The organism is Staphylococcus carnosus, assembly GCF_900458435.1.
In the GTDB taxonomy this organism is placed as follows: domain Bacteria; phylum Bacillota; class Bacilli; order Staphylococcales; family Staphylococcaceae; genus Staphylococcus; species Staphylococcus carnosus.
Genome location: NZ_UHCT01000001.1, coordinates 327,552 through 342,232, shown reverse-complemented (window position 1 = coordinate 342,232; position 14,681 = coordinate 327,552). Strand labels below are relative to the sequence as shown.

Here is a 14,681-nt window from a genome sequence, read left to right as displayed (position 1 = left end):
ATTATCCAACCTCCTCATATTCGATGTGATGTTGTTTCAAGTAATCATATGCATGCTGTTTCTCTTCATCAGAACCTTTAATACGTAATGTCAGATATCCCACTGAAGTATCTTGAATATCAGACATAGAAGCATAAATCACATTAACATCTAAATTGAATGTTTTAATCAATGTCTGGATAACTGATAAACCTAATTGAGAACCTTCCATATAAACTTTCACATCTTGATAATTTTCATCTGTCGGTAACTGATGTATCATCTTGTCACTGATATCAGTACTGATGACAGTAGAAACAAAGTTCTTAGCCGTTTTAGTTTTCGGATGGCTGAACACGTCTAGCACAGTGCCTTTTTCGATAACTCGACCCTGTTCCATTACAGCAACCTTGTCACAAATTTTTTGAATAACACTCATTTCATGTGTAATTAATAAAATTGTAACTTCAAATGTTTCATTAACGCGTTTTAAAAGCTGCAAGATAGAATCAGTTGTTGCTGGGTCTAATGCACTCGTTGCTTCATCACACAACAAAATTTTAGGATCTGTTACAAGTGCTCGTGCAATCGCCACTCTTTGTTTTTGACCACCTGAAAGTTCATTCGGATATTGTGTTCCTTTATCTCCAAGACCAACGAAATCAAGCATTTCCTCTACTTTCTCTTTTATGTATTTTTTGTCTTTGCCTTCAAGAATTAATGGCATTGCCACATTACTGAATACTGTTTTTGAGTTTAATAAATTGAAGTGTTGGAATATCATGCCAATATTCTTTTTGACTTTGCGTAATGATTTCTTGCTATATTGATCTATACGATGTCCATCGACAATAACTTCTCCAGACGTTACATCTTCAAGCTTATTTACCATTCTGATTAATGTACTTTTACCGGCACCACTATAGCCGATGACACCATAGATTTCTTGACGTTCTACAGTAAAACTGACATCTTTCAAAGCTTGAATTTCTGTTGAGCGCTTATGGAATGTTTTAGTGACATCCTTGAACTCAATCATTGAATAGCCCCCTCTGATAATTTGAAATAAATGAATTTTGCCTCTATTTAGATTTTTATTTTGAAAAATAAAAATTCCGGGGACAATGAAACAAGTCCTCGGAATAATATATCGGCTCGTCTCATCTTTACAGCTCCGCTGTAGGAATTGGCACAGTAATCATTTATAACTGATCCTGCTGCCGAGGTTTCGTAGGGCCTGTCCCTCCACCTCTCTGGATAAGAGTTTATGTATTCAATTCATTTATTTATATTCCATATATTACATTACTGAGTGAAAAAGTCAACATTAATTTTTAGAAAATTGTTAATTTCAACTTTATTCTAAACACTACAGCAGTAAGCGTTTGCAAGTATTCAAATCAATGATAAAAATGCTTAAAAACAGTTCATTTACCAGTTTTGTTTTTCTCTATCTTTTCAAAAATAAAATTGATTAATACTGTTAAAACTAAAGCTACTATTACGTTGATAACAAGCTTAATTAGAAAAGTTACCCAATTATTCGTAGTAAAGAAATTTTGTATTATAAAGCCTATTCCAAATACTAATATCAATGTAATCGTAAATCTGACCTCTCCGGATACTTTCATTCATCTTCGCTCCTTTGTATATTCTATGTTCACTTTATCATATGATATAACTCACTTTCATGGCTTTAATAAATGCATGGTTTCGTTTATATATTTAGATAGTATCAATTGATCAAACAATATATAAACCGAATATAACGTCAGTTACGTCAAGAAATCGCAACAACAATATATACACTATAATTTGAATTAACAGTATTCATCATAAAAAAAGAACCAGGCATTAAAGCCTGATTCTCAAAATTAAAACATATATTTAATTTTTATTTTTACGACGTTTCATACCAAATACCATTGCTGTTCCTAAACCTGCAAAGATAGTACCATACAACATCGGTGCTGTATTATCGCTACCTGTATTCGGCAATGCTTTCACTTTTTGTTGAGGTTGAGCTGATTTTGTTTTATTAGCCTTTTCAACTTTAATATCTGTATTTGTTTTTCTAGTTGTGTAACCTCTATTCTCATCTGTTACATGATTACCTTCGTTATTATCTTTTTCTACTGAAGGCACTTTTGTATCAGTATTCGGCTGTTCTGGCACAAATTGATCACCTGAATTATTAGGGACAAATGGTGTATAGCCTCCTGGTTGAGTAGGTTCTTTCGGTGTTTGCGGACCAGGTATGTTTGGTGTTTCAATCTGACCATTCGGATCTACAGGAACACTTGGTTGCACTGGTACACTCGGTTGTACTGGTACACTCGGTTGTGCTGGCACACTTGGTTGTGCTGGTACACTTGGTTGCACTGGTACACTTGGTTGTGCTGGTACCAATGGAATCATCGGAATAGATACTGATGGTTGTATTGATTTTTGACATGGAACAATTACACGTGAATTATCGCCACATTGTAAAACAATATTTCCAACAGTGTCGTAGTAATAACCTACAATAATAACAGGCTGACCATTCGGACAACATGGAATTTCAATTTTACGTCCATCACTCAAACAAACAACGTGCGTATTATAAGCGTCAATATAGTTATTAACAATAATAACAGGTGTATATGGTTGAGCATCTCTTCCATCTCTACCGTTTAGACCATCACGTCCATCTTGGCCTTTCAAGACTGTAATTGTATTACCGTCACTGAATTCAACGATTGTGTTACCATCTTTATCTGGATGTGAATTTTTCACAGTTACAGATATACCATCTTTTCCTTTTGGAATTGTAATTTCGCGGCCATCACTGAATACAACAATAGTATTACCATTCGGATCTACTTTTTGTCCTGTTACTGTAATCGATTTGCCATCAACACCATCTTTGCCATCTCGTCCTTTTAAGACAGTGATAACATTACCGTCAGTAAATTCAACAACAGTGTTGCCGTCTTTATCTAGATGAGAACCTTTCACTGAAACAGATCTGCCATCTTGGCCTTTTGGTACCGTGATTGATTTGCCATCTTTACCTTTTGGTACAGTCACTTTAGAACCATCACTGAAGTCAATAACTGTATTGCCATCTGCATCTGGTTCAGCTTTAGTGATTGTCACAGATTTGCCATCTTTACCTTTAGGAATATTAATTTCACGACCATCTGAGAATGTGACTTTTGTAGAGCCGTCAAGTTGTACTTCAGTTCCTGTAATAGTTACAGAAGTACCATCATCACCTTTATCACCTTTGTCTCCTTTAGGAATTGTAACGCTGCTTCCATCGCTGAATGAAACCACTGTATTGCCATTTGGATCTTTAGTTGTTTTAACAATTGTTACAGAGTCTCCAGCATCACCTTTTGTTCCTTTAGGAACAATAATTTCGTGTCCATCACTGAATGTGACCTTAATATCTCCACTAGGTAATGTTTCGTTGCCTGTAATAGTGATAGATTTACCATCGATACCATCTTTAGCTTTTGGAATTGTGACTTTAGAGCCATCTGAGAATGTGACTTCTGTATTGCCATCTGCATCCGGTCCTACATTTTGAACAGTAATCGATTGACCACCTGCTCCTTTATCTCCTTTAGAAATAACAGCTGTACCGCCATCGCTGAAGTGGATAACTGTATTGCCATCTGCATCTTTTTCAGTGCTTGTAACTGTTAACGGTTTAGCATCTTTACCATCAATACCATCTTTACCTGCATCGCCTTTAGCGCCTTTAGGAATAGTAATTGCGCTGCCATCTGAGAACGTTACTACTGTGTTGCCGTCTGCATCTGGCGCTGTACTTTGAACAGTAATTGATTTACCGTCTTTGGCTTTCGGAACAGTTACTTTTGTGCCGTCACTAAATGTGATTTCAGTATTACCTTCTGGTGTTTGCGTAGATGCTGTAACTGTTAACGGTTTAGCATCAGCACCATTTTGGCCTGCCGCACCTTGAGCGCCAGTATCACCCTTGTCTCCTTTTTCTCCTTTTGGAATTGTCACTTCTTTTCCGTCAGAGAAAGTCACTTTAGTATCGCCATTCGGCTGCGGTTCTACTTTTGCGACAGTAACCGAATCACCTTTGTCTCCTTTATCGCCTTTCGCGATTGTGATTTCATGACCATCTGAGAAGGTCACTTTCGTGTTACCCTCAGGTGTTGTTTCAGTATTTTGAACTGTTACAGATTTACCGTCTACGCCATCTTTTCCTTTCGGAAGAACAACTTTAGATCCATCAGAGAAAGTTACCACTGTATTGCCATCTGCATCTGGAGCTGTGCTTTGAACAGTAATCGATTGACCATCTCTGCCATTTTGGCCTGTTGCACCTTGAGCGCCAGTATCACCCTTGTCTCCTTTTTCTCCTTTTGGAATTGTCACTTCTTTTCCATCTGAGAATGTTACTTTTGTATCGCCATTCGGCTGCGGTTCTACTTTTGCAACAGTGACTGAAGTACCCGGTGTACCAGTTTCTCCTTTGTCGCCTTTAGCGCCTTTAGGAATAGTAATTGCGCTGCCATCTGAGAACGTTACTACTGTATTGCCGTCTGCATCTGGCGCTGTATTTTGAACAGTAATTGATTTACCATCTTTAGCTTTCGGAATCGTTACTTTTGTGCCATCACTAAATGTCACTTCTGTATCACCGGCTGGTGTTTGAGTAGATCCTGTAACTGTTAATGGTTTGGCATCAGCACCATTTTGACCTGCCGCACCTTGAGCGCCAGTGTCGCCTTTGTCTCCTTTTGGAATTGTAACTTCTTTTCCGTCTGAGAAGGTCACTTTTGTATCACCATTCGGCTGCGGTTCTACTTTTGCGACAGTGACTGAATCACCTTTATCTCCTTTTTCACCTTTCGCGATTGTGACAGATGTACCATCTGAGAATGTTACTTTTGTATCGCCTTCTGGTGTTTTTTCAGTACTTTGAACTGTAATTGATTGGCCTGCTGCTCCAGTTGCTCCAGTATCGCCTTTTGCTATTGTAACTGATGTACCGTCTGAGAAGGTTACTTTTGTATCGCCTTCCGGTGTTTTTTCAGTGCCTTGAACTGTAATTGAATGACCATCTACGCCATCTTTAGCTTTCGGAATCACTACTTTTGATCCATCACTGAATGTCACTTCTGTGTTGCCATCTGGTGTTTGAGTTGAACCTGTAATTGTTAATGGTTGCGCATCTGCACCATTTTGACCTGCTTCACCTTGGGCACCTGTATCTCCTTTTGCACCTTTAGGAATAGTGACTGATGAACCGTCTGAGAATGTCACAACTATGTTTCCATCTGCATCCGGTTCAGTTTTATCAATTGTAATTGATTTACCGTCTTGAGCTTTTGGAATTGTAACCTCGTGACCGTCTGAGAACGTTACTTTTGTACTACCATCTGGTTGTACTTCTGAAGATTGAACAGTAATAGATCGACCATCAACACCATTTGCGCCTGTATCTCCTTTATCACCTTTTTCTCCTTTAGGTATCGTTACTTCTTTACCATCTGAGAATGTCACTTTTGTATCACCATTTGGCTGCGGTTCTACTTTTGCGACAGTGATAGATTGTCCATCTTGACCATTTTGGCCTGCTGCTCCAGTCGCACCAGTATCACCTTTTGCGATCGTAACTGATGTACCGTCTGAGAAGGTTACTTTTGTATCGCCTTCCGGTGTTTTTTCAGTGCTTTGAACAGTAATTGATTGACCTGCTGATCCAGTGTCACCTTTTTCTCCTTTTTCTCCTTTTTCTCCTTTAGGGATGACCACTTTAGTACCGTCTGAGAACGTTACTTCAGTATTGCCATCTGGTTTTTGTACAGATCCAGTGACTGTTAATGGTTGCGCATCTGCACCATTTTGACCTGCTTCTCCTTGAGCACCTTTAGGAATAGTAATTTCTTTTCCATCACTAAACGTTACTTTTGTATCACCATTTGGTTGAGGTTCTACTTTTGCGACAGTAATAGATTTTCCGTCTTGACCATTTTGGCCTGTTGCTCCAGTCGCACCAGTGTCGACTTTTTCTCCCTTAGGAATGACGATTTCATGACCATCACTGAATGTGACTTTCGTTGAACCATCAGGTTGAACTTCACTGCCAGTAACTGTGACTGATTTACCGTCTTGGCCATTCACACCATCTTTAGCTTTCGGAATAACTACTTTTGATCCATCTGAGAATGTTACTTCAGTATTGCCGTCTGCATCAGGTTGAACACTTTGTACGGTGATCGACTTACCGTCTGCACCAGTTTGTCCTGCTGCACCAGTTGCGCCAGTATCACCTTTTGCGATTGTAACTGATGTACCGTCTGAGAACGTTACTTTTGTATCGCCTTCCGGTGTTTTTTCAGTACTTTGGACTGTAATAGACTTGCCATCTTTTCCTGCTGCACCATCTTTGGCTTTCGGAATGACTACTTTTGAACCATCAGAGAAGTTGACGACTGTATTACCATCTGCATCCGGATTAGAACTTTCAACAGTAATTGATTGACCGTTTTGGCCTGCATCTCCTTTATCGCCTTTTTCTCCTTTCGGTATAACGATCTCATGACCATCACTGAATGTCACTTTAGTTGAACCATCAGGTTGAACTTCACTGCCAGTAACTGTAACTGATTTACCGTCTTGACCGTTTACACCGTCTTTGGCTTTCGGAATCACTACTTTTGAACCATCACTGAATGTCACTTCTGTATTACCTTCTGGTGTTTGTGGTGAACCTGTAACTGTTAATGGCGCTGCATCTGCACCTTTTTCACCTTGGGCTCCAGTATCACCTTTATCTCCTTTAACACCTTTAGGAATTGTAACTGTTTTACCATCTGAGAACGTCACAACTGTGTTGCCGTCTGCATCTGGAGCAGAACTTTGTACTGTAACAGAAGTGCCATCTTGGCCTTTAGGTATTGTGATTGATTTGCCGTCTGAGAAGTTAACTTTAGTAGCGCCTTCTGGTGTCGTTTCAGTGCTTGTAATTGTAACTGATGTACCATCTTGTCCTGCTGCACCTTGAGCTCCAGTGTCACCTTTGTCGCCTTTAGCTCCTTTTGGAATAATAACTTCATGACCATCACTAAATGTAAGTTTTGTTGAACCATCAGGCTGAACAGCTGTATCAGTGATTGAAATAGATTTTCCATCTTGTCCTGCTGCGCCGTCTTTGCCTTTAGCTACTGTTGCATGAGAACCATCGCTGAAATCAAGAACAGTATTGCCATCTGGATCTTGAGATGTGCCAGTAACTGTAAGCGGAGCTGCATCTTTACCAGCTTCACCTTTGTCTCCTTTTTCACCTTTTGCAATCGTAATTGATGTGCCATCTGAGAATGTTACTTTTGTATTACCTTCAGGTGTTGTTTCAGTACCTTGTACAGTAATTGATTGACCATCTTGACCATTTACACCATCTTTTGCTTTTGGAATGATGACTTTAGAACCGTCAGAGAATGTAACTACTGTGTTGCCATCTTTATCTGGTGCTACATTTTGAACAGTAATTGATTGGCCGTTTTCGCCTGCTTCACCTTTGTCTCCTTTAGAGATAATTGCTTGTGAATTATCGCTGAAGTGGACAATTGTATTACCATCTGCATCTTTTTCAGAGCCAGTGACTGTAAGCGGTGTTGCATCTGCACCTTTTGCTCCTGCGTCACCTTTATCTCCTTTAGCACCTTTTGGTATTGTTAATCCCCTACCATCTGAGAAGACAACTTTTGTATCACCATTGTCTTGAGGTGTGACACTTGTAATTGTGATCGAATCACCTTTGTCGCCTTTAACGCCAGCTTCACCTTGTAAACCTTGCAGACCTTGTTCACCCTTATCCCCTTTAGAAACAGTAGCCGAAGTGCCGTCACTGAAATGAATCACTGTATTGCCTTCTGCATCTTTTTCAGAACCTGTAACTGTGAGTGGTTGAGCATTTTGTCCTGTATCACCTTTTTCGCCTTTAGGAATAGTTACTTTTTTACCATCACTAAAGACTACTTCAGAATCACCGTTCGGCAATTTATTAATTTGATCCACTGTTACAGATGAACCATCTGCTCCTTTTTCACCAGCGTCGCCTTTATCTCCTTTAGAAATTGTCGCAGTTCCGCCGTCGCTGAAGTGGATAACTGTGTTGCCATCTTGGTCTTTATCAGTACTTTGGACTGTTAATGGTGTTGCATCTGCACCTTTTGCTCCTGCGTCACCTTTGTCTCCTTTAGCACCTTTTGGAATTGTTACTTTCTTGCCATCTGAGAATGTGACTTCAACATCGCCATTTGCTAAAGGTTGTGTGCTTTGAACTGTGATTGAATCTCCTACATCACCCTTATCTCCCTTAGCACCTTTTGGAATCGTAATCTTAGTTCCATCTGAGAATGTGACTTCATTATCTCCATTATCAAGTACTTTACTTGAAGTAATTGTTACTGAAGTTCCATCTGTACCAACTGTACCTGTGTCACCTTTTTCACCTTTATTAATAGTAATCGAATGACCATCTGAGAATGTGACTTTTGTATTGCCTTCTGGAGTTGTTTCTGTATTTGTAATAGTGATTGAAACTCCATCTCTTCCAGCTGGTCCTGCTGCACCTTGATCACCTTTTGCACCTTTAGGAATAGTAATTTGCGAATCATCACTGAATGTTACAACGATATCACCATCCGCATTAGGTTCTGATGATTTAACGGTAATCGATTTTCCATCTTTACCTTTTGGAATCGTGATTGATTTGCCGTCGCTAAATGTTACTTTTGTACCTTCAGGTGTTTCTTCTGTTCTGTCTATTGTAATAGAAGCTCCGTTTTCACCTTTGTCTCCTTTAGCTCCATCTTCACCTTGTTCACCCTTGTCCCCTTTAGGAATTTCAAGTGTTTTGCCGTCTGAGAAGGTTACTTGTTTATTACCATTTGGAAGTGTTTCAGTGTTAGTGATTGTAACCGATTTGCCGTCTTTACCTTTTGGTACATTAATAGATTGACCATCTGAGAATGTAACTTTTGTATCGCCATTATCTTGCGGTTCAATGCTTGCAATAGTAATAGACTGTCCGTCTCTACCAGCCGCACCCGTTGCCCCTGTGTCGCCTTTTTCGCCTTTAGAAACTGTAGCTGTTTGACCGTCACTGAAGTGGATTACAGTATTTCCATCTTTATCTTTATCTGTACTTGTGACTGTTAATGGCGTTGCATCTTTACCAGCTGCGCCTGTTTCACCACGGTCACCTTTGTCGCCTTTAGAAATAGTTGCGTTACTGCCGTCACTGAAGTGCACAACTGTGTTTCCATCTTTATCAGGTGCAGAACTTTCAACTGTTACAGATTTGCCGTCTTTACCTTTTGGAATTGTAATAATATGACCATCGCTGAATGTAACTTTTGTATCTCCATTCGGTTCAGTAGTCGTTGATGTTATCGTAACTGACTGACCATCTTGGCCATTTGCACCTGTTGCTCCAGTGTTGCCTTTATCGCCCTTATCTCCTTTAGAGATTGTAGCTGTTTGGCCATCACTGAAGTGGATTACAGTATTGCCATCGCCATCTTTATTAGTACTTGTGACAGTCAGTGGTTGAGCATCTTGACCTTTATCTCCTTTTGCACCTGTAGCACCAGTTTGACCCGCATCACCTTTATCTCCTTTAGAAATAGTAGCTGTTGAATTATCACTGAAATGCACTACGGTGTTGCCATCATTATCTTTTGTTGTACTAGTTACAGTCAATGGTGCAGCATCTTTTCCGGCTGCGCCTGTTGCTCCAGTATCGCCTTTATCCCCTTTAGAGACTGTTGCTGTTTGGCCATCACTGAAGTGGATTACAGTATTGCCATCGCCATCTTTATTAGTACTTGTGACAGTCAATGGTGCAGCATCTTGGCCGTTAGCACCAGTTGATCCAGTATCACCTTTATCTCCTTTGGCACCTTTAGGAATATTTACTTCTTTACCGTCTGAAAAGACTACTTTAGTATCACCGTTTGGTTGAGGTGTAATACTTTTAATTGTTACAGAGTCGCCAGTTTCACCTTTTGCACCTGTGTCACCTTTGTCTCCTTTAGAAATTGTTGCATGAGACCCGTCACTGAAATTAACTACAGTATTGCCATTACCATCTTTTGTTTCGCCAGTTACTGTTAATGGTGTAGCATCTGCGCCTTTAGCCCCAGTTTCACCTTTATCTCCCTTATCTCCTTTTGGTACTTCAAGTGTTTTGCCATCGGAGAAAGTCACTTGTTTATTACCATTTGGAAGTGTTTTAGTTTCAGTGATTGTAACAGATGTACCATCTTTCCCTTTAGGAATTTCAAATGTTTTTCCATCTGAGAAAGTTACTTTGGTAGCACCTGTCGGTAATGTTTCAATTTTATCTATCGCAATAGAAGTTCCGCTTTCACCTCGGTCTCCTTTTTCACCTTTAGCACCGGCTTCACCACGATCACCTTTATTCACAGTAACTGAAGTTCCGTCGCTGAAACTTACAACCGTGTTACCATCTTTATCTTTAGCTTCACCTGTTACAGTTAAAGGTTTTGCATCTGCACCCTTAGCTCCAGTATCACCTTTAGAAACTGTTGCTGTTTTTCCATCACTGAAATGAACCACTGTGTTACCATCGTTATCTTTAGTTGTTTCAGTAACTGTTAAAGGCGCTGCATCCTGACCTTTATCTCCTTTGGCACCTTTAGGAATATTTACTTCTTTACCGTCTGAAAAGACTACTTTAATATCTCCGTTAGTTTGAGGCTCTACTCTCTTAATAGTGATAGAATCACCTTTATCTCCAGTATTTCCTTTGTCTCCTTTGTCTCCTTTAGAGATTGTAGCAGTTGAACCATCACTGAAGCTGACAACTGTATTGCCTGCTGTGTCTTTTCTTTCACCAGTAACTGTTAACGGCGCGGCATTTTGACCTGGATCTCCTTTTGGTCCTTGTGCACCTGTTGCACCAGTATCACCTTTTGAGATTGTTGCTGTTTTTCCATCACTGAAATGAACCACTGTGTTACCATCGTTATCTTTAGTTGTTTCAGTGACTGTTAAAGGAGCTGCATCCTGACCTTTATCTCCTTTGGCACCTTTAGGAATGTTAAGTTCTTTGCCATCTGAGAAGACTACTTTCGTATCACCGTTTGGTTGAGGTGTAATACTTGTAATAGAGATAGAATCGCCTTTATCTCCTTTTAATCCTGTAGCTCCAGTTTCACCTTTGGCTCCTTGGGCACCAGTCGCACCTGTTTCACCGCGGTCTCCTTTGGCACCTTGAGCTCCAGTATCACCTTTGTCGCCTTTAGAGATTGTAGCTGTTTTTCCATCACTAAAATGAACAACGGTATTGCCTTGTGCATCTTTTGTTTCCTTCACAACTGTTAATGGCGCGGCATCTTGGCCTTTATCTCCTTTGGCTCCTTTTGGTACTACAATCGATTTACCGTCGCTGAAGTTTACCTTGATATCGCCGTTTGCTTGGGGTTCTGTTGAAGTGATTGTGATTGAATCACCTTTTTCACCTTTGGCTCCCTTATCTCCTTTAGAGATAGTGATTTGCGAACCGTCGCTGAAATGTGCAACTGTATTACCGTTTGCATCTTTAGATTCGCTCGTAACTGTTAATGGTTTCGCATCTTTTCCGGCTGCTCCTGTTGCACCCGTATCACCTTTATCTCCTTTGGCTCCTTGGGCGCCAGTATCACCTTTATCACCTTTCAGACCTTGCGCACCTGTGTCTCCTTTATCACCTTTAGAGATTGTAGCTGTGCGGCCATCGCTGAAGTGTGCAACTGTATTGCCGTTCGCATCTTTTGTTTCTCCTGTCACTGTTAATGGCGCGGCATCTTGGCCTTTATCTCCTTTGGCTCCTTTTGGTACTATAATTGATTTACCATCACTAAAGTTTACTTTGATGTCGCCGTTTGCTTGGGGTTCTGTTGAAGTGATTCTGATTGAATCGCCTTGTTCACCTTTTGGACCGGCTACACCTTGGTCTCCCTTATCTCCTTTTGGACCTTGGGCACCTGTTGCACCCGTTTCACCAGTATCCCCTTTATCGCCTTTAGGGCCTGCTACACCTTGGTCTCCTTTATCTCCTTTTGGACCACCCGGGATTGTTACCTCATAATTATCACTAAATGTAACAATTGTTTTATCAGGTAATTTTTTAACATTTGTAACTGTTATTGATTGTCCGTCTGCACCAGTGTCACCTTTGTCACCCTTATCTCCTTTTGGAAGAATAGCAGTATGACCATCATTAAAGAATACTTTTCGGCTACCATCTGGCAAAGTATCAATTTTTGATATAGAAATACTGTCTCCTTTATCACCTTTGTCGCCTTTAGCACCTTTTGGTATAACTACTTTATTTCCATCACTAAATGAAACAACTATATCTCCATCTTGATTAGGAGTAATCGAAGTGATCAAAATACTTTTACCGTCTGACCCATTTTTACCATCTCTGCCATCTCTGCCATCTAGACCAGCTCTACCAGCTGGTCCTGTTTCACCTTGGTCTCCAGTATCACCTTTATCCCCTTTATCCCCTTTCTGACCATCCGGAATAAAGGTTTCTCCGATTTTTTCGCCTGTATCTGCGTTAGTAACTGTTACTAAAGTACCGTTCATACCTTTACGATTCGTTCTTGTATTTGTAAATTCAAGATTTGGGGTTTTACCATCTCTAGGTACAATTGTTTTACCAGGTAAACTTGTATTACCGCCTTTATTTATTGTGGCTGTAACAACGTCTCCCTGTTTTAAAGGCACATTTAACGGTTGTCTGAATTTGCCTGTTGCATCTGAAGTTGTTCTGTAAGTAGTTGGACCTACGTAAATTGTGACAGGTACATTAGGTTCTGTTTCACCTGTTACCACGTTTTCACCAGACAATTTTGGATCTACTACTGGTGGTAAAATAACACTATTAGCTGCATTTGCAGGGGTACCAACACCTAATTCAATAATTTCTGTAACAGGTTGTACAGTAATTTTTTCTGTTATATCTCCTGAACCTAATTCAATATTTTTATAATAAGAAATAACTTTATCTATTTCTTTAGTGCCCAATACTCCTTGTTGCTTAACTCTCTGTGTATTTGCAGGAATATCACTGCTCGTAACATATTTAGTTTCGTATGGTATAGATTCCTCAGTTTTATCTAACATTCGTGTAATGTTAAAATCTACATTTCCATCTAAAACTACTTGCATTTTTTCATTGAAATAGTTTTGTGTAGAATAAGGATCCAAGTTATTACTATATCCATTTCCATTAGGATACATCATCACAAATCCATTGACACTTAAATCACTATTCCAGTTTTTAACAGGTACACTGAATTTAACGTCTCCATACCCACCATTGGTTATCGCTGTATCAGTTAAAAAAGGTCTACTTTCTAAAGCATATCCTTTTGGATAGCCTGGTTTTGCTCTACCCTCTAACAAATTGACTGTGGAAGGTTGTGATCTTGGAGCACCAACTATCGTTACAGTTGTTGGAATTGGAACACCTTGTCTTGTATCAAATCCATCTCCAAACGTAAAGCCGCCTAAATCTAAAGCATGCGTTTGACCAGTACCTTCTGTCGCATAATACTTAACTTCGAAGTCCATTTTATTATGAACTCTATCTGGTTTTGCGGTTATTACATAACGTGCAGGTTCTTGACCAACATACGTTTTACCATCACCCGTAATAATAATCCCTCTTACAGGGTCAATGGATGCTGAAGCTTTTAAAGCTCCAATAGCTTCTGAAGTCGAAACATCCGTTGGAATGTCTACGTTCGATGCTGTATGAGCGTCGTCAAAGTTTGTATCTGCCGTTGATCTTGTTGAGTATGAAACACCTTCATCCGGCATAGAACGTACTGCATAAACAGTGTATTTAGATGTTTGTTCATTAGCATACTCAATGCCGGCTTTAAGTATTTCAGAATATAAAGATTCAGGTGTAATTGAATCGTAGTCTACTTTTATTTTACTTAAAATACCATCTACATCTTCTTGTTCATAATTCTCTTCTAATAAATTACGTACAAGTTGTTGATGATTGCTAGATGCTTTGTATTGTTCTACAAATGCTTCTGGAACTTCAACAGCAGTTACAAATTCTGATTGAACTGGAGTTTCAGGCACACTAAATGAGCCAACAGAATCAGAAACGTCTGATTGGCTAGTTTTATTATTTTCTATTGCCTCTTTACTTCCAGTAACTGCTCTTTCATTTTCAACTGAAGTTGAAGGTTGCGTCACTTCTTCTTTTGCTAGTTCAATTTTGTTTTCTGTTGCTTTAGTTGCTTCTTGTGCTTTTTCTGAAACTTGTTCTTTTACAGTTTCAGCAGTATTCGTCTTTTCAGACTTTACTTGATTTACTTCATTGCTGTTGCTATTCGATGATTGTACAGATTGTTCTGTTTCACCTGTTACATTTGATGTTTGAGCAGCTTCTGTTGTATTCTCATTTTCTGCTGCTTCTGCATCGTGATTAATACCGAATATTAAAGTTGACCCTAATAAAATAGATGCTGTTCCTACTGTAAACTTACGTATCGAATACTTATTATAAATATTCGGTAGAAAGTCTAAGCGTTTACTCTTTCGTGATTTCATGATGTCCTCCATTTTTCTAAGTTGTACCACGTTACTTTATTTTAAAATAAAGTAATTATCTATATATAATAGTACAA

At 39.4% G+C, this 14,681-nt stretch carries 2 protein-coding genes and 1 riboswitch; both genes read right to left on the bottom strand.

All coding sequences use genetic code 11. The features are described from left to right. Position 1: 1 nt before the first annotated feature. A complete protein-coding gene (locus DYE31_RS01410; RefSeq protein WP_015901432.1) occupies positions 2-1,018 on the bottom strand; it encodes a methionine ABC transporter ATP-binding protein in 1,017 nt (338 codons plus the stop codon). 118 nt (positions 1,019-1,136) lie between these two features. Next, positions 1,137-1,243, bottom strand: a riboswitch (SAM riboswitch). Positions 1,244-1,866: 623 nt separating this feature from the next. Then, entirely contained in the window at positions 1,867-14,604 is a 12,738-nt protein-coding gene (locus DYE31_RS01400; RefSeq protein ID WP_050731412.1) for a YSIRK-type signal peptide-containing protein, read from the bottom strand. Positions 14,605-14,681 lie beyond the last annotated feature (77 nt).

What these genes read in the sequence shown, in the direction of transcription:
- DYE31_RS01400 (WP_050731412.1), bottom strand. Translation starts at nt 14,604, where the DNA reads ATGAAATCACGAAAGAGTAAACGCTTAGACTTTCTACCGAATATTTAT.
- DYE31_RS01410 (WP_015901432.1), bottom strand. Translation starts at nt 1,018, where the DNA reads ATGATTGAGTTCAAGGATGTCACTAAAACATTCCATAAGCGCTCAACA.